15 protein-coding genes and 1 pseudogene are annotated in these 16695 nt (G+C 65.8%); 9 read left to right on the top strand and 7 right to left on the bottom strand.

Annotated features, from left to right (window positions below):
- On the top strand, nucleotides 1–530 hold a 530-nt coding region (locus H7290_RS13060; protein WP_366927634.1), incomplete at its 5' end, for a GNAT family N-acetyltransferase.
- A 470-nt stretch (nucleotides 531–1000) separates the two neighbouring features.
- On the opposite strand, the gene H7290_RS13055 is transcribed toward H7290_RS13060, so the two are convergent.
- The 3 genes from H7290_RS13055 to H7290_RS13045 form a co-directional block, all read right to left on the bottom strand.
- Nucleotides 1001–2224, bottom strand: coding sequence for an EAL domain-containing protein (locus H7290_RS13055; RefSeq protein WP_290514448.1), 1224 nt, complete (start codon nucleotides 2222–2224; stop codon nucleotides 1001–1003).
- Between the two features lie 104 nt (nucleotides 2225–2328).
- Nucleotides 2329–5316 carry an EAL domain-containing protein gene (locus H7290_RS13050; RefSeq protein ID WP_290514447.1) on the bottom strand — a complete coding sequence of 996 codons (2988 nt, stop codon included), beginning with the start codon at nucleotides 5314–5316 and terminating at the stop codon, nucleotides 2329–2331.
- Between the two features lie 85 nt (nucleotides 5317–5401).
- Nucleotides 5402–5998 (bottom strand): helix-turn-helix domain-containing protein, encoded by a 597-nt coding sequence (locus H7290_RS13045; protein WP_290514446.1) that lies wholly within the window; start codon nucleotides 5996–5998, stop codon nucleotides 5402–5404.
- Nucleotides 5999–6122: 124 nt separating this feature from the next.
- Here H7290_RS13045 and H7290_RS13040 point away from each other — a divergent pair, with 124 nt between their 5' ends.
- Entirely contained in the window at nucleotides 6123–6773 is a 651-nt protein-coding gene (locus H7290_RS13040) for a class I SAM-dependent methyltransferase (RefSeq protein ID WP_290514445.1), read from the top strand.
- 136 nt (nucleotides 6774–6909) lie between these two features.
- Here the strand turns inward: H7290_RS13040 and H7290_RS13035 are convergent, their stop codons facing one another.
- Nucleotides 6910–7566: a hypothetical protein gene (locus H7290_RS13035; RefSeq protein WP_290514444.1), complete on the bottom strand. Its 657-nt coding sequence runs from the start codon at nucleotides 7564–7566 to the stop codon at nucleotides 6910–6912.
- Nucleotides 7567–7826: 260 nt separating this feature from the next.
- Between H7290_RS13035 and H7290_RS13030 the strand changes: the two genes are divergently transcribed.
- Both H7290_RS13030 and H7290_RS13025 read left to right on the top strand, forming a co-directional pair.
- Nucleotides 7827–9338, top strand: a complete 1512-nt coding sequence (locus H7290_RS13030; RefSeq protein WP_290514443.1) for a CHAD domain-containing protein — start codon at nucleotides 7827–7829, stop codon at nucleotides 9336–9338.
- Entirely contained in the window at nucleotides 9335–10072 is a 738-nt protein-coding gene (locus H7290_RS13025; RefSeq protein WP_290514442.1) for an AAA family ATPase, read from the top strand. The genes H7290_RS13030 and H7290_RS13025 overlap by 4 nt, the downstream gene beginning before the upstream one ends.
- Before the next feature lie 123 nt (nucleotides 10073–10195).
- Here H7290_RS13025 and H7290_RS13020 read toward each other — a convergent pair whose 3' ends face one another.
- A complete protein-coding gene (locus tag H7290_RS13020; protein ID WP_290514441.1) occupies nucleotides 10196–10729 on the bottom strand; it encodes a universal stress protein in 534 nt (177 codons plus the stop codon).
- A gap of 173 nt (nucleotides 10730–10902) precedes the next feature.
- Between H7290_RS13020 and H7290_RS13015 the strand changes: the two genes are divergently transcribed.
- The 5 genes and pseudogenes from H7290_RS13015 to H7290_RS12995 form a co-directional block, all read left to right on the top strand.
- Nucleotides 10903–11556, top strand: coding sequence for a class I SAM-dependent methyltransferase (locus tag H7290_RS13015; RefSeq protein WP_290514440.1), 654 nt, complete (start codon nucleotides 10903–10905; stop codon nucleotides 11554–11556).
- A 4-nt stretch (nucleotides 11557–11560) separates the two neighbouring features.
- Complete coding sequence (locus tag H7290_RS13010; RefSeq protein ID WP_290514439.1) at nucleotides 11561–12190, top strand: DUF1992 domain-containing protein; 630 nt, start codon at nucleotides 11561–11563, stop codon at nucleotides 12188–12190.
- A 32-nt stretch (nucleotides 12191–12222) separates the two neighbouring features.
- Nucleotides 12223–13158, top strand: a complete 936-nt coding sequence (locus H7290_RS13005) for a DNA-3-methyladenine glycosylase 2 family protein (protein ID WP_290514438.1) — start codon at nucleotides 12223–12225, stop codon at nucleotides 13156–13158.
- 75 nt (nucleotides 13159–13233) lie between these two features.
- Nucleotides 13234–13773, top strand: coding sequence for a GNAT family N-acetyltransferase (locus tag H7290_RS13000; RefSeq protein WP_290514437.1), 540 nt, complete (start codon nucleotides 13234–13236; stop codon nucleotides 13771–13773).
- Nucleotides 13670–14854 (top strand): annotated as a pseudogene (locus H7290_RS12995) (MFS transporter); the annotation flags it as partial. The gene H7290_RS13000 and the pseudogene H7290_RS12995, both read left to right, overlap by 104 nt.
- 44 nt (nucleotides 14855–14898) lie before the next feature.
- Here H7290_RS12995 and H7290_RS12990 read toward each other — a convergent pair.
- Together H7290_RS12990 and H7290_RS12985 are read right to left on the bottom strand one after the other, a co-directional pair.
- Nucleotides 14899–15885, bottom strand: a complete 987-nt coding sequence (locus H7290_RS12990) for an NAD(P)-dependent oxidoreductase (RefSeq protein WP_290514436.1) — start codon at nucleotides 15883–15885, stop codon at nucleotides 14899–14901.
- A 118-nt stretch (nucleotides 15886–16003) separates the two neighbouring features.
- On the bottom strand, nucleotides 16004–16627 hold the full coding sequence (locus H7290_RS12985; RefSeq protein ID WP_290514435.1) for an L-threonylcarbamoyladenylate synthase: 624 nt from the start codon (nucleotides 16625–16627) through the stop codon (nucleotides 16004–16006).
- Between the last annotated feature and the right edge of the window lie 68 nt (nucleotides 16628–16695).

Below are 16695 nucleotides of genomic sequence, written 5' to 3'. Positions count from 1 at the left end.
TGGTGAGCTCAATACGACTGCTAAGTCTCGACGACGTGCCCGACCTCGTAGATCTCTGTCGCAGCAACCGCGATTTCCTTGCTCCGTGGGAGCCTGATCGAGATGACGACTTCTTTTCGATCGAGGGGCAACTGACAAACGTCCACGATGCGTTGAGACGGCATCAACAACAATCCGCTTACCCTCACGTCATCCTGGACGATTCGGACCAGATCATTGGTCGCATCACCATCGAAAACGTCGTCCGTCGCGCATTCCAGTCCTGCAACGTCGGTTACTGGGTCAGTGAACAGGCCAACGGCAACGGTGTTGCGAGCGCCGCGCTGCAGGAGATCACGAAGCTCGCATTCAACGATCTCGCGTTGCACCGCATTGAAGCGGGCACGTTGACCCACAACATCAGGTCACAACGCGTCCTTGAGAAGAATGGATTCGTCCGATTCGGCCTCGCCCCGGCTTATCTCAGGATCGCAGGCATCTGGCAGGACCACGTCCTCTACCAAGCGCTGAACCCATTGCAGCCTGGCTGACGCAGCAACGTCATCTTGTTTCGTGGGACGTCAGCACGAGGTGAATGTCGTGCATCTCTGATTTGGAGAACGTTTGCACGCTCGTGGCATGCCGCTGGCGAGGTCGAGCCAAAAGGACCACGCGATCGCGCGTGAGAGACAGTTGGGTGGGTACGGGCGACTCATGAAATTGCTAAGAGGTGCGGCCGCTCTGAGCGCCGCCAAGATCGTCTACAGCCAGGCCCGTAAACCAGAGAACCAGGCGAAGCTGAAGTCCGCTGTCGCCAGGGCAAAGGAATCTCGGTCGGGTCGACGCAAGTGACCACCGCCGCAACGTCCTGAACAACTCTTCAGCGGCGGCAGACGGTAGTCCGGCGACGCGCTCTCCACGGCTCAGCCGCCCCGACCGTCACCATGCGGTCAACAGTGCCAATGGTGCCAACACCTCGGAAGCGTCTCGGGGCGTTGGCGTCAGCCGCGGCCCTGGGAGCTCAGCCCCTCAGACGGGCAAAGAGGCTGTGAGCAGCCTCGAGCACGAGCCGGCGATCGTGGGTCAGAACGAATTCGAACTGCAGCTGGGACGTGTTCCGCATCTCGCGTGCGGCCAGTAGCGCTGCGAAGTCGGTCGAGATGACTGCCACGGCCCACTCCCCGGTCAGGGGCTCGTCTTCAGCAAGGTCGACCGCGTGCATGTCCGACAGCGGGTCGATGGCTGAGATTCCCTTCGCCAACACGATGACCAACGCGCCCAACGACGCGAGCTCCCGATAGCGGCGCACCGTGGCAGGCGTCAGGTTGTCGGCATGCTGGATCGCCGACACGATGACCGCAGAGTCCGCGTCGCGCTGGGCCCTCGACTCCAGGAACGTGCTCAGCTCGAGCAACAGCAACTTGTCGGCTATCTTCGGCGCGCGCGCCCTCACGGCGATCTCGTACGGCGTCGCAGATGGTCGTCGCGGAATCGGCGGCGTGCTGAGTGACAACCCGGGCACCGTCGCTATGACTGTGTCCGCCTCGGCCGGAGGTCCGAACAACCAGCCCTGTCCGAGGTCGGCCCCCAGTGCCCTCGCCCGGACTATGTGTTCGGCCGTCTCGATGCCCTCAGCCAGGATCAACGCTCCGGTGGCCTCGGAGTGCGCTGCCACGGCACTCATGATCGTTGCGGCATGTTGGTCTGGCGCATTCTGCACGATGCTCATGTCCAGCTTGATGATGTCTGGGGCGATGAGTGGCAGCAGCGCGAGAGATCGGGTGTTGACGCCGAGGTCGTCGATCGCGAATGCCCAGCCGAGCTCTCGCAACGCGGCGATCGCCCGGATGAGCAGGGCCGGATCGAGGCTCAGCGCCCGTTCGGTGAGTTCCAGGATCGTCGGCGGATGGGGCAGCAGGTCGTTGTTGTCCACCAAGTGGTGCAGTGAATCGGGCTCCACGTTGACGAACAGGCTGTGCGGGGCGACGAGGCCGGCGCGGCGACCTGCTTCGATCGCCCGCACCCGGCAGAGCCGATCCACCTCGTCCAGACGCCCAGCCGCTCGCGCTTTCGCGAGGAGCCGGTCGGGACGCTCCAGTGGACTGCCGTGCGGACCTCGCGCCAGGGCCTCGTACGCAACCGTGTCCCCCGACGAGAGATCAACGATGGGCTGCAGGAGGGACCGGACATCTCCACTGCGGACAATATCGTCAAGCAGCGCGTCTCCCTCATCTACCAGCGGCATGTTTAAATCACACATCCCTCATCCGGCGCAGCCGCCACCAGATCATGATAGCCCGCGCGCGGGTCGTGCACTTGAAACAGTAATCGAACGTTCATCCACGTCTATCAGACTCCCGCTTCTGTCGGCATTGCCAGGGGGCCGGCGACGAAGTCGCCGAATGACATGGGTTTGCCCACCAGATAGCCCTGGGCGAAATCGACTCCCTCGTCACGAACCACCTCGAGGATCTCAGAGCTCGCGACGTATTCCGCCACGGTCTTCTTGCCGAGATCATGGGCGATGCCGACGATCGACCGCAGAATCGTCCTGTCAACTGTGCTGCGATGACAGTTGGCGACGAACTCCCCATCGATCTTCACGTAGTCGAACAACAGGTGTTTGAGGTAGTAGAACGAGCCGAAACCAGCGCCAAAATCGTCAAGCGCGAACCGGCAACCCAGTGCCGACATCCGCTCCGCGAACTGGTGAGCCGACTCGACATCCGCCACGGCAGCAGTCTCGGTAATCTCCAAGATCAGTGCGGATGGGTCGACTTCATGCTCGCGCAGGCACGTGAGGATGAGCTTCTCGATACGCGGGTTTCCGATCGACAACCCTGACACGTTGACCTCGAGGCAGAAGTCCGGCACATACGTTCGAAGTTGTGCAAGGACCGCGATGCTGTTCTCGATGACCCACGCGTCCAACCTGGGCATCAGCCCGGCACGCTCCGCGATGTGGACGAAGCGCTCTGGATGAACAAGCTCGTCGGAGTCGCCCAATCGAAGCAGAACCTCAGCAGAACGGATTCTGCCGGTTGCCAGATCGAGGATCGGCTGCAGGTGAAGGACCATCGCATCGTTCTCGATGGCGCTCTCAAGCCGAGCCTTCCACTCCCAAGGTGCACCTGTGCGTGGTCTACGACGGTCGGTGTCGTCGAACGCGACGCAACAGTCGCGACCAGCGTCCTTGGCGTCGTACATGGTCATGTCTGCCAGGGCGAGGAGGTCCGCGGCCTGTCCGCTGTCGACGCCGATCCCGACGACGCCAATGCTCACCGTCACGTGCCGGCGATGACCTTGGAGAACCGCCGTGTGCTCGCGCACCCGATCAACGATCTTGTGCGCCACTACCTCTGCGCCGGCGAGGTCTGCATCGGTCAGCAGGATCGCGAACTCGTCACCGCCGAGCCGTGCCACCACGTCGGTGTCACGGACACCGCTCCCCAATAGCGCTGCCACTGACACGATCAGCTCATCCCCAGCACCGTGGCCGAGCGCGTCGTTGACATCCTTGAAGTGGTCGAGGACGAGAAGAAGGAGTGCGCCTTTGTAGCCGTATCGCTTCCCATGCGCGAGATGGCGGGTCAGTTCTTCGTCAAACCTGCGACGGTTGACGAGCCCGGTCAGGGCGTCATGGTCTGCAAGGTGGGCGAGCCGTTGCTCAAACCGGTGGCGTTCGGAGACATCCACGACATTGACCAACACGGTGTCGTCGGCCGTGTCGGACTCAGCGAGCACGCGGCTGCTGAGGGCAACATGCACGTCGTGGCCATCGCCGTGACGCAAGGTCCAGTCTGTCTCAGCCCGCTCGTCCCGGTTGGCGAGAACCTCGGCGAGATGGCGATCGAGCCGATCGTCGCCCGGGCTGGCAAGCTCTGACAGCGTGTGTCCCTCGATGCCTCCGGGGATCGGCCCGATGATCGAAGCCATAGCCCCGTTCACGTGCGTGACGACCCCTGATGTCGTGAGGACAGCCACCCCGTGCGGCGCATCGGCGAAGAGCCGCTCCGCCCGCTCCTTCGCCTTCAGCGTCTCGCGGGCTTGGGCACGGTCGCGGCTCACGTCGCGGGCAATCAGCAGGACCCGTCTGCCTTCCGCGTCCGTCGGAAGTGCCGTCACGACGATCTCGTGCTCCGCGCCGGTCGTCGATGCGAGAAGCTCGACCGCCGACTCCTGCCCCTCGAACGCTTTGGCGATCAAGGGGCGACACACCGCCATGTTGCCCACGTTCGACACCGACGACAGCGATCGCCCCTCGACTCCCGCCAAACCCTGCTGCACGGCTCCTGCTCCGGAAACCACCCGGATGACAAGGTCTTCGTCGACCACCATCAACGTGATGTCGGGAAGGTGATCCGCCAGCACCCGCCAGCGCGCCTCAGACAAGGCGAGCGAATGTTCGGCCTCGATTCCGGCAGTGGCATCGATCGCCACGGCCAGGTATCCGGTCAGCACATCGTCCACATCGTGCAACTCAGTCACGACAAGTTGAGCGAAGATTCGACCGCCGTCTGCCCGTACCAAGGTCCAGATCCGACTTGGAGACCCGCGACGCGCCAACTCCTTGAAAACGGCAAATCCAGGTTGCACACCCAGCTCGGCAGCGATCGCTTCTACTTCAGCCGGATCGTGGAACAGGACCAGCCCCTGCTGGCCCACCATGTCGTCAGCCTGGTAATGAAGAAGCTCTGCAGACCCAACTCCGAACGATCGGATGATTCCGCCGGTGTCAGTCGTGATCATGCTGCTGAGGCGAGCGCCACGCATGATCCCGTCAAGCTCGGCGCGAACGGCATGCTCCTTTTGTGACTCCAAAGCGAGTCGGCGGACAATTCGATGGACCGCGGGCCCGATGAAGGCAGCGAACGCCGACCAGAGCAACGCACGACGCCATTCCGTGGGCGGGTACTCCGGCGCGCCAACTGTCAAGATCGGCACGACGAACACCGCCGCCGCGAGCCCCACGCTCACGAACACGTCACGTCGGGTGCCGATGATCGCCAGCCACAGGATGGGTAGCGCGACCAGTGGCCCAAGCCCGGTACCCGCACCGCCGGTGAGGTCGCGAGCGAGAGCGACCGCCAAGAAGACCAGAAAAGGTGAGGCGGGATCGACCCATGATCTGTGGTCACGGCGGATGCTCACGGCGAGAAGCCCTAACGCCACGGCGAACACCGCGACCATGACGAGGGGCTCCAACCCTCCGTCGCGATAAGGCGGAAGGAATACGCTCAGGAGCCCACCAGTGGCAAGGGCGACGAACGGGAACGCCGCCTCCATCGTGGGTCGCGGAGACGAAATGTCACCGCGATCCAACCGCCGTATCGCCATGCTCAGGTTCTCCGTTTCAACATCAGTCTAGGAGTCGCCCCCTCCCCGCGCCCGGATGAGGGCCTCGCGTGAGGCAGCGATGCCGTCAACTGGCTCCATGCTTCTTGGGCGCGGCCCGCACGTGCGCGCGTTCACCCTGTTTGCCGATCAGGCTGAGGAACTCCACCGGTCCTGAGCTGGTCGCTCCGAACCAGTGCGGGGTGCGGGTGTCGAACTCCGCGGCCTCCCCAGGTTCGAGGATGAGGTCGTGCTCGCCGAGGACGAGTCGGAGTCTGCCGTTGAGGACGAAGACCCAGTCGTAGCCTTCGTGGGTGCGAAGGTCGGGTTCAGTGTCGTCGCGTCCGACGGAGAGAACGAACTTGTAGGCCTGGATGCCTCCGGGCCTGCGGGTCAGCGGCAGGATGGTGGAGCCGTCACTGGAGTGGATCGGACGCAGGTTGATGCGTGGGTCGCCGGTCGGCGGTGCGTCGACGAGCTCGTCCAGGGTGACACCGTGCGCACGTGCGAGTGGCAGCAACTGTTCCAGTGTGGGGCGCCGGAGACCGGCCTCGAGCCTGGACAGGGTGCTGATCGAGATGCCGGTCTCATCCGCGAGATCGCTCAAGGTGATGTCGCGGCGCTGTCGCAGGTGCTTGAGTCGCGGCCCCACCGCGTTGATCGTGTGATCCAGGGATTGATCCATGTCGAAAGTTTGCCATTCAGCAAATATCTTTGCAATCAAGCCTGCCGGCGGCCACCATCGAGAGACGCGGGTGTCGAACGGTGACCGGGGTGGACGCGGGCGATATCAACAAAGGAGACATCCGATGACGCATTCGTTCGACAAGGAGTACTGGGACCAGATCTGGCAAGGCGATCGGGCCGTGTCCATGACCACCAGTCAGCCCAACCCGCACCTCATTCGTGAAGTCAGCGATCTGGCGCCCGGGACGGCCCTCGACGCGGGCTGCGGTGCCGGAGCCGAAGCGATCTGGCTCGCCCAGCGAGGTTGGCAGGTCACCGCAGCGGACATCTCCCTCGACGCTCTTGCCCACGCGTCCGAGCGCGCCGCCGACTGCGGCATCGCCGAGCGGCTTCACTGGGTCCAGGCGGACCTGTCCACGTGGGAGCCGGGCGCACAGTACGACCTGGTCACCACGCACTATGCACACCCCGCGATGCCACAGCTGCAGTTCTACGACCGCATCGCGCCGTGGGTAGCCCTCGGTGGCACCCTGTTGATCGTCGGCCATCTCCCCCACAACGACCGCGGGCCGACCGCCGATCACGCGCACGGCGGGGGCGGCGATGGGCCGCCCGCGTCGGCATCGGCGACCGTGGCCGCGATCACGGCGCGCCTCGACCCGGCCGTGTGGGAGATCGCCACCGCCCAGGAGTCGGACCGGACCATGTCCGGTCACGGCGAACACGAAGTCACGCTCCACGACGTTGTCGTCAGGGCCACCCGCCGGTTCTGAGATCAGCCAACCGCCACCATCGCCAGCCCTGAACCTGCCCGCGCCACGTGGAGACACGCTCAGCCAGAGACCCATGGAAACGCAAGAGCCGCCTCGCGTCCGGGGAGGCGAGGCGGCTTTTGGTGGTCTGGGATGTTCAGCGTCCGGCTGCCCGGTCCACCCTGTCGTGGTATCGGTGACCCACCTTGCCGCCCAGGACCGCAGCGACGAGCGTCAACAGCACCACAGCGACCGCGGTGATGCCTGCGCCCATGCCCAACTGCGAACCTGACAACGGAATGTTGGGCAGGTTGACCCGGTCGAGGATGTTGTACTGCGACCCGAAGATTGCTCCGAGCACCAGCGCGACAACCGCGACGACCAAGCCGATGACCCACACCCCTGCGCCTTGACGACCGCCGTCGAAGCGCGACATACGACCGGCGACGTAACCACCGAGGTAGTAGCCCACCAGCAGCACAACCAGCAGGATGATGGCGGACGTGACGCCGATCGTTCCCGCGTCCCTCTGTGCTTGCGATTGAGTCACCTGGGTCGACGCGCTGACAGCGGCCAGGACCGCGCCGACAACGCTGGTCAGGAGTATTGCCACGGCAATGGCGACCAGCCAACCGAAGAATGCACTGCCCCAGTTCAGTCCGCCGAACTTGTCGCGGGCCTCGTCTACCTGCAAGTCGTGATCGACGCGCGCGTCGCGATCGACGCGCGAGTCGCGATCGAGCCGCGAGTCGTGGCGGACAGCTGTCTCGGTCTCCGCATTGTCGCCATCGCGGTGGTGCCTACGCAGCGCCATGTCAGATCCGCCCTGCGGTGGTCGGGGCTTTTGCAGCACTGTGACGGCTGTTGTTGGCATTCATTTCGGTGACTCCTCCGGGTGGTGCGTCAGATCCGGTTTTCCCGTACCCACTACGTCATGACATAAACCTTACGGAACGCGTCACCGGGCTAGCCGCTGGTCTGCGACGCAGACCACGAAGCGACGATTCAGCCGCCACTCCAGAAGCTCCGTTGACGACTCCCGGGTTGCGTGCGACACCACTAAGGTGAGCCATCATGGCGAGCTCTTCTCATACCTTTCAGGCACCTGCCGCACCTGGTCTCGAGCTCGCAACGATTGTCGGTGCCCTTCGCTTCACGTTCGTTGTCGATGTGGGGACCACACGTGTCGTCCGCCGCAATCGGCTCGACACGTTCGACCGTCGGCTGCACGCGGCTGGCCTTGCGCTTGAGCACCGAGCCACTGCCTCGGGGGAACAGCTGGTGCTCAGTCGCCTTGACGGAGCCCTGATCGTGGCTGCCCCCGTGACGAACATGCGCTGGCCATCGCTCGTTGACGCACTGCCGGCCGGCTCGGTCCGCGATGTGATCGCCCCCATCATCGACATTCGTGCACTGACGATGATCGAAGGCGAGACACGGAATGTTCGGGTCCTGAGTCTGCGCAACTCCGACAGGAAGATCGTCGCCCGGCTGGATCTTGACGAACCCGACGAGCGTGACACGGGCCCCGCGACAGCCCGGGTCACGATGCACGTGTTGCGCGGGTACGACCAGCAGGGGGGCTCCGCCATCGGTCTCCTGACCAAGCTCGGTCTTGTACAGATCGAGCGCCCGGAGCCTGAGCTCAGAACTGCCAGAGCAACCGTCCGAACTCGCCGATCGACACCGGCAAGGGAACTTCTGATCACCACGCTGCGCAACCACCTCGCGACGATGAGCAACAACGTTCCCGGCGTGATCGATGACATCGACACCGAGTTCCTGCACGATCTTCGTGTCGCAGTGCGAAGGACCAGAGCGGTGCTCACGCTGGGACGACCCAGCCTTCCCGCGGTAATGCGTGACCGCTGGGAACCGGTGTTCAAAGAGCTGGGCGATCGGACCACGCCGGTGCGGGACCTCGACGTCTACGAGTTGAACCTGCCGATGATGGGAGGCTGGCTGGTGGCGGCGGGACCGGATGACCTGGAGCCGCTGGCGAGGCATCTTCGCCAGCACCGCACAGCCGAGCGTCGCGGCCTGGTTCGCTACCTGAAGTCCGCCACGTTTCAGCAGCTGCTGTCCGAATGGGGCGAGGTGCTGGCTCAGCTGGCGGACCCCCGAGGCGATCAGGAACATCTGACCGCTGGGAACCTGGCAGATCGCAGCATTCGGCGCGCATTTCGGCGGGTGTCACGAGGCGGTGCGGCGATCACCGAGGACTCCCCCGCCCAAGACCTGCACGCCCTCCGGAAGGACTGCAAGAGCCTGCGCTACGCGCTCGAGGCGTTCTCCCCTGTGCTCGCCACGAGTCGGCGCAAACGTGGTGTGAGCGACCTCAAGGGCTTGCAGGACGTTCTGGGCCGCTTCCAGGACTGCGAGGTCGAGCGTCGGGCACTACACGGATTCGCCGAGGACATGATGGCCGCCGGCGCTCCCGCAGGGGCGATACTTGCCATGGGCGAGCTGATCGGTCATCTTGACGGCGAGCAGGACGTGGCTCGCCGTGAGTTCGATGAGGTGTTCACCCATTTCGCGCGACCGTCCAACCAACGGATGATGCGCCGACTCGGAGGCCTGGAATGACGGTATTTGCGACCTACAACATCAAGGGCGGTGTGGGGAAGACCTCCACGGCGGTCAACCTGGCGTATCTCGCCGCCCGCGAGGGCCGACGGACGCTGTTGTGGGACCTCGACCCTCAGGGTGCCGCGTCGTACATGTTTCGTGTGCGACCGCGTGTCAAGGGCGGCGGCCATGCCCTGGTGACCCGCAAACGCCCCATCGAAACGGCCCTGAAGGCCACTGACTTCGACAACCTCGACCTGCTGCCCGCTGACTTCAGCTACCGCAACATGGATCTGGAGCTGGACGACACGAAGAAGCGGACCACCAGGCTGGGTCAGCTGTTGAAAAGCGTCGACGATGACTACGACGTCATCTTCCTCGACTGCCCGCCCAGCATCTCGCTGGTGTCCGAGAATGTCATGCACGCCGCCGACACCCTGCTCGTGCCACTGATCCCCGCGACCCTGTCGTTGCGCACCTTCGACCAGCTGGTCCAGTTCGTGGCCGAATCAAAAGGGAGCCGACCCGAGCTCGTCGCCTTCTTCTCGATGGCCGACCGTCGCAAACGCCTTCATCGCGACGTGATCGAGGCGATCCCCCGCGACGGCACACGCGTGGCCGACACCGTGATCCCGGCGCTCTCGATCATCGAGCAGATGGCCGAGCGCCAGGCACCGGTACCCGCATTCGCTCCCACCAGTCGGGCGGCGCTGTGCTATGAGGAGCTCTGGGCCGAGGTTCGCCCGTCATGAGCTGCTCCACGGCGTTGCCCCGGACGCGGTCGTTCCAGATCGCCTCCTCGACGGGGCTGGTCTCGTTCGCTCACGACGTCGACAGAGATGTCAGCGCCGACTTCTCGGCTGAGTCAGGTGGCCTCAGTCGAGATTCAGCTCGCTGGCCAACGCGTCCTCCATCTGCTGCCGCTTCTCTACGGGTACAGGTTCGTCGCCCTCGGCTGCCTTGTCGACCAGGACCGGGCAGTGCGCGTGGCGCACGACCTGCTCGCTGACCGAACCGAGCCTCAGACCGGCGAATCCCCCGTGCCCACGGCTTCCAACGACGACGAGGTCGACAGAGCCCGACGCATCGATCAGCTTCTCGGCCGGTGCCCCATGGACCACGGCGGTGACGATCTCAACATCCGGGCTCTCGATCCGGACCTTCTGCACGTCAGCGTCCAGCGCCACCAGAGTCGCCGCCTCGAAGTCCTCGAACGGCGGCATGAAGTTGGGTTCCCAGCTGTCGGGACGCGGGGCGGTGCTGACGCTCCACGCACGCACAACAGACACGTGGACTCCGAGCGCCGCCGCCAGCCGAACCGCTGTCCGCAAGGCTCTGTCAGCATCGGCCGACCCGTCATGTGCGACGAGCATGCCGCCTCGCGCTTCGATGGTCCTCGACACAGGCATGCTCCCGACTGTAGCCGGGGTGCTGGGCCTGTCCCCCGCATCGTCGACTCGGCAGCCGCGCACCCACCTTGTCGGTGGTGATCCGACGCACGCACGCACGGCCCGGTACACGTCGCGCACCTCATTCATCCGACGTCCTCAGGATGTGGAGGTGGTTCTAGGATCGTCACGACATGGGACACGACGAGCACGATCACCAGCCCGACCGCGATGGCATGGATGCCGCCGCCTGGGACGCGACGTACGAGGAGAATGCCGCGATGTGGAGCGGCAGGCCCAACGCCCAGCTGGTCGCTGAGGTCGACGGCCTCTCACCCGGTTCGGCGCTCGACATCGGTTGCGGCGAGGGTGCCGATGCGGTCTGGTTGGCCCAGCGTGGCTGGACGGTGACCGCCGTCGACATCTCCGAGGTCGCTCTCGATCGGGCCCGTGGACGTGCGGCGGAGGCTGAGGTCGAGGTGACCTTCGAGCAGCGCGACGTGGTGACCGATCCCCCGTCACCGGCCACGTACGACCTCGTGTCCGCGCAGTTCTTCCACCTTCCTGATCCCCCGCGCAACAGCGCCTTACGCGGTCTCGGCGAGGCTGTCGCCGCCGGCGGGACGCTCCTGGTCGTCGGTCATCAACCCGGAACCCACGGGGGTCCCGGCCACGCAGATCGGCTCTTCGCTCCGCAGGAAATCACCGCCCTCTTCTCCCCCGCCGACTGGGAGGTCATCGTCGCGGAAACCCGCTCGAGAAGGGCCGTGCACCATGGCGAGATGACCGACCTCGTCGATGCGGTGGCGGTGCTGCGACGCCTCGGTACGCTGGAGAGCACGACCTGAAGGGGTGATCGCGATCAGCGGGCGCGACGGCAAGGAGGATGAGTACCGCCTCCGTCTGGAGGCCGAGGCGGAATCTGATGACGATGCCCGCGACGACCCAGCTGGTCCCGCGCAGCGGAGCGAGCAGCAGTCGCTGTGGGTCGACATCCAGCTCCGCCAGGCCATGCGTCGCGGTGACTTCGACAACCTCCCCGGTGCGGGAAAGCCGATCCCGGGCATCGACGGTCCCCACGACCCCGACTGGTGGCTCAAGAGCCTGATCGAGCGCGAACGCATCACCGGCGTGCTGCCACCGGCCCTCGCCCTGCGCACCGAGGACGCCCAGCTCGACGACCTGCTCGACAGGGAGACGACGCCGAACGGGGTACGCCGGATCGTCGACGACTTCAACGCGCGCATCGTCGAAGCGCGGCGCCAGCTGCAGGGCGGGCCACCGGTCATCACTCCGCTGCGCGACGCGGAACGTGAGATCGGCGAGTGGGAGATCCGCCGCCGCACACACGTCGCGCGGCAGAAGGCGCTGCTCGAACAGCTTCGCCGCGAGCAGGAGCCTGCCGTTTCGCCGTCGTGGTGGCGCCGGGTGCTTGGTCGCCTCCTCGACCGCATGGTCCCGTCCCGTCGTCGGCTCATCTGAGGGCTGTCGGTGCGGGCGGGCAGACTGACGGAATGACTCCTTCGTGCGAGACAGCGCTCTCGCGCGAGGTGCGCCTCGAGGTGGCTGTCAACATGCCATTGACACTGGCCCTCATGCGACGTGGTGTCGGCGATCCGACGACCAGAAGAGATGGTCGGCTGCTGTGGCGCACGAGCCGCATGCAGACGGGCCCCGTCACCTACCTTCTCGAGCAACGCACCCCCACCGTCGTGGCCGGAACCGCGTGGGGGCCCGGTGCGGCCGAGCTGCTCGACTCGTTGCCCCGCCTCATCGGCGCCGATGACGACCCCTCCGGCTTCGTGCCGAGGCATCCGGTGCTCACCGATGCATTCCGCCGGTTCCCGGGGCTGCGGGTCCCCCACACCGGCCGGGTCCTCGAGGCGCTGATCGCCGCGGTCATCGAGCAGAAGGTCGTAGGGCTCGATGCCTTCGCCGCCTGGCGGCGCCTGCATCTCACGTTCGGCGAACCGGCACCCGGCCCTGCTCCCGACGGCATGCGGGTGTTCCCCAGTGCTGAGCAGTGGGCCTCCATCCCGTCCTGGGAGTGGCACCTCGCGGGTGTCGACCCGCAGCGAGCGCGAACGGCCCAGGCCTGCGCCCGCGTCGCCGTGCAGGTCGAGCGCCTCGGTGCAGCCATCCCTCTTGATCGGGCCGCGGCATACCGGGGGCTCCGCAGCATCCCGGGGGTCGGCGTGTGGACGGCTGCCGAGGTCGGCTCGCGCGCCCTCGGCGACGCCGATGCCGTGCCTTTCGGCGACTACCACGTGGGCAACGACGTCGGCAGCGCCCTTGTCGGACGCAGGCTCGACGATGATGAGCTCGCCGAGGTGCTCGAGCCGTGGCACGGCCATCGCTTCCGGGTCATACGCTTGATCCACCTCAGCCCTCACACCCGCACCGAGCGACGTGGGCCACGGATGCCGAGGGTCGACCACCGCCATCTCTGAGCCCGCGCGACCCGATCTCGACGGGTTGAATGTCTTGTCGGGATGAAATCCGCGCAGTGGAGGCTTGAACCAGTCATGACGACGACGGTGCAGACCCTCACCCGCAAGCAGATCAGCAACCACGTGCGCGAGGCGCTCGGGCAGGTCTACCTCGCCGCCTACGGCGACGCCTCGCTGCCGGAAAGTCATCTTGATGCCACCAACTTCGCCGAGTCGACACTGACCCGCCACGCGAAGAGGACCGGGTTCCGGCTCGTCGTCTCCACCACGGACGACGTGGTCTCGGGCTATGGCTACGGCTTCACGGGCGGGCATGGTCAGTTCTGGAGCGACTGGTTGGCCGGTGCAGCACCATCGGACATCGTCGAGACCTGGGTGGGCGACCACTTCGAGCTGGTCGACCTCGTCGTCGACCCCGCACACCGCGGGCAGGGCATCGCCGGACAGCTGCACGACCACCTCGTCGTCGATCTGCCACAGGAGCGGGCGCTGCTCGCCACTGCTCCCGACGATGGCGCAGCGGCCCGCCTCTACGAAGGTCGCGGCTGGACAGTGCTGGTGCCGGCGATCGATGGAGCCAAGGCTCTCTACGGGCTCGATCTCACGGCACGATGACCCCGCAGAACTACCATCGATCGTCTCTGTCAGCTGTCGTCACGACGATGTCGTGGGCGACATCTACTGTGTCCACGTGGCAGCGATGAGCAAGTCGGCGTTGATGACTCGGCTCCCGCCCTGGCTCCGGGTCGCGGCAGCGATGTTCGCCGTCGGCTGGGGTGCCAACCAGTTCGCCGCGATGCTGCTGGTCTATCGCCAGGAGGACGGCGCCTCCAGCGAGGCGGTCACAGCCCTCTTCGGGGCGTACGCCCTCGGGCTCATCCCCGCTCTGCTCATCGTCGCACCGATCTCCGACCGCATCGGGCGACGCAGGGTCATGCGCCCGGTGCTGGTGATCTCCGTCGTGGCGACGCTGGTGCTGGTGCTGGGCAGCGACAACCTCACCCTCCTGCTACTTGGCCGGCTCGCTGCCGGCATCGCCTCAGGTGCCGCCTTCGCGCCGGGGACCGCGTGGATCAAGGAGCTCTCGAGCGACGGTCCTGCCGGCACAGGCGCCCGCCGTGCCGCACTGGCGTTGTCGGCCGGGTTCGGGTCCGGTCCCCTCGTCGCCGGCATCTTCGCCCAATGGCTGCCGGCGCCGGCCGTGCTGCCCTACATCCCCCACCTTCTCCTGATGGTGGCTGTCACCGCGATCGCCTGGAATGCACCCGAGCCCTTCACCCAAAGAAGCCACGACGAGTCGTTAAGACGCTCGGAGGTGTGGCAGGCCATCCGCTCCCGCCCGTTCGTGCTGGGCGTGGCACTCACCGCTCCGTGGGTGTTCGGCGTCGCGACGATGAGCTTCGCGACCATCCCCACGTTCGTCGACATCCATGTCGCTCCCATCGCGGTCATCGGTTCGCTGGCCGGGCTGACCCTGTGGACCGGCGTCGCGGTGCAACCCCTCGGCCAGCGGCTGGGCGAGCCCAGCCGCATCATCGTCATCGGGCTGCTCGCCGCGACGGCCGGCCTCCTGGTCGGGCTGCTGCTGGCAGCATCCGGCATCGCCTGGCTCGTCCTCCCGGTCGCAGTGTTGCTCGGAACCGCGTACGGGCTCATCCTCGTCGGCGGGCTCATGACCGTGGAGTCGCTCGCCCACCCCGACGACCTCGGGTCGCTCAACGCGGTGTTCTACAGCCTCACCTACATCGGTTTCGCTGCACCGTTGCTCTGCACGTTGGTGCTGAGGGCGCTGAGCCCCGAGCACCTGATGCTCGCTGGCTCGGCGGTCCTGGTGATGACCATCCCGATAGTCCTCGCCTCCGTCAGCGAGAGGTCCCGCCCCCCGGTCGAGCAATGACCGAGAAGTCCTCGTCGCCCAGACCTGCCTGCACCGCCTCGTGCAGTGAGGAGAGTGCAGCCCTGGTGGCCGGAAGGTCGACGTCCGACGTCCGACGCAGCGAGCATCAGCGCTGCGTCCTTGGCCAGGAGTCCGGCCGAGAACTGCGTGTCGGAGTAGTCGTCCGCGCGCACGAAGTCGGCCTTCAGCCCGCTGATCGTTCCGAGCGCGGTCTTGTCGAGGGCAGCCAGCACGCCATCGGCGTCGATACCCTCGCTCGCACCGAGTCGCAGAGCCTCCACCAGACCTTGCATCGACACAGCAAGCCCGAGGTTCGCGATGAGCTTGGCCGTGGCGGCCTGCGCCGGCGTGTCGAACGTGCGGAGGCGACCGGGATCGGCCCACGCCTCCACGAAGGTGCGCGCCTCAGCGACGTCGCCTGCGGCCCCGCCGAGCAACACACCCAGCGCCCGGTTGCGAGCGGGCAGCAGTGTTCCAACCACGGGCGAGTGGACATATCGGACACCAGCACGTTCGGCCCACTGCGCCACCGAACGGGCATCATCAGGACCAACTGTCGTGATGTCGATCCACAGCGCTCCGCGTGACCACGGAAGGTCCGCCTCGACCAACGTCTCACGCACCGCATCCGGACCGAAGAAGGCGCTGATGACAACCGGCGCCTCAGTGACTGCCTCTGCGACATCGGAGGCGACCCGCACTCCTTCCCTGACGAAGTCGTCGGCAACCGACGAGGTGCGGTTCCAGACCAGCAGTTCGCGCCCGTCGTCGACCAGATGGCCGGCGAGGATGCGGCCCATGCGGCCGAGTCCAAGGAAGGTGACAGTCATGTGTCCATCGTGGCGCAGCGAGTGCCCCGGGTCGACACGGCGTCGCCGATGGCGATCAGCAGACTGCCTCCCGGACGTCGAGTGTGGCCGACAACGCGAGCATGCGCTCACGTGACATCTACTCGAAAGGGGCAGGATCTCCCGCGCCGACCCGCACGATCTCCGCGAATCCGTCGGAGAAGTCGACGACGGTGGTCGGTTCGGCCACGACGTCCGCTCCGGACTCGATCACCGCGTCGACCTGACCGTCGAGCTCCTCGGCGATCTCCCACGCCGTCGTCATGGCCTCGGTACTGTCCGGCAGGATCAGCGTCGTGGAGAGAAGCGGCTCACCGATTGCTGTCAGCAGCGCACTGACGATCTTGCTGTCGGGAATACGTACCCCCACGGTCTTCTTCTTGGCGTGCAACAGGCGGCGAGGCACTTCCCTGGTGGCGGGAAGGATGAACGTGTAGGCGCCGGGTGTCGCTGCCTTGACCGCACGGAAGATCGCGTTGTCGACGTGCACGAACTGCCCGAGCTGCGCAAAGTCCTTGCACACCAGCGTGAAGTGATGCTTGTCATTGAGCTTGCGGATCGTCTTGATGCGCTCGAGTGCGTCCTTGTTGCCCAGCTGTGCCCCGAGAGCGTAGCCCGAGTCGGTCGGGTAGGCGATCAGCCCGCCGTCACGGATCACAGCTGCCGCCTGGTCGACCGCGCGCTGCTGCGGGTTGTCCGGATGGATGTCGATGATTCGCGCCATACCGACGATCGTACGACGCCAGTGCGGACATGACGAAGGGCCGCGCAGCGTGTGCGCAGCCCTTCATC

The sequence above is a fragment of the Aeromicrobium sp. genome (assembly GCF_014378035.1).
In the GTDB taxonomy this organism is placed as follows: domain Bacteria; phylum Actinomycetota; class Actinomycetes; order Propionibacteriales; family Nocardioidaceae; genus Aeromicrobium.
Note: the sequence above shows the minus strand (reverse complement) of the source record. Positions and strands in the feature narration are given on the sequence as shown.

Bases quoted from the DNA above. Each gene is read 5' to 3' on its own strand.
- H7290_RS13025 (WP_290514442.1), top strand. From the start codon at position 9,335: ATGACGGTATTTGCGACCTACAACATCAAGGGCGGTGTGGGGAAGACC.
- H7290_RS13045 (WP_290514446.1), bottom strand. From the start codon at position 5,998: ATGGATCAATCCCTGGATCACACGATCAACGCGGTGGGGCCGCGACTC.
- H7290_RS13005 (WP_290514438.1), top strand. From the start codon at position 12,223: ATGACTCCTTCGTGCGAGACAGCGCTCTCGCGCGAGGTGCGCCTCGAG.
- H7290_RS12990 (WP_290514436.1), bottom strand. From the start codon at position 15,885: ATGACTGTCACCTTCCTTGGACTCGGCCGCATGGGCCGCATCCTCGCC.
- H7290_RS13000 (WP_290514437.1), top strand. From the start codon at position 13,234: ATGACGACGACGGTGCAGACCCTCACCCGCAAGCAGATCAGCAACCAC.
- H7290_RS13050 (WP_290514447.1), bottom strand. From the start codon at position 5,316: ATGGCGATACGGCGGTTGGATCGCGGTGACATTTCGTCTCCGCGACCC.
- H7290_RS13040 (WP_290514445.1), top strand. From the start codon at position 6,123: ATGACGCATTCGTTCGACAAGGAGTACTGGGACCAGATCTGGCAAGGC.
- H7290_RS13030 (WP_290514443.1), top strand. From the start codon at position 7,827: ATGGCGAGCTCTTCTCATACCTTTCAGGCACCTGCCGCACCTGGTCTC.
- H7290_RS13020 (WP_290514441.1), bottom strand. From the start codon at position 10,729: ATGCCTGTGTCGAGGACCATCGAAGCGCGAGGCGGCATGCTCGTCGCA.
- H7290_RS13035 (WP_290514444.1), bottom strand. From the start codon at position 7,566: ATGGCGCTGCGTAGGCACCACCGCGATGGCGACAATGCGGAGACCGAG.
- H7290_RS13015 (WP_290514440.1), top strand. From the start codon at position 10,903: ATGGGACACGACGAGCACGATCACCAGCCCGACCGCGATGGCATGGAT.
- H7290_RS13055 (WP_290514448.1), bottom strand. From the start codon at position 2,224: ATGCCGCTGGTAGATGAGGGAGACGCGCTGCTTGACGATATTGTCCGC.
- H7290_RS12985 (WP_290514435.1), bottom strand. From the start codon at position 16,627: ATGGCGCGAATCATCGACATCCATCCGGACAACCCGCAGCAGCGCGCG.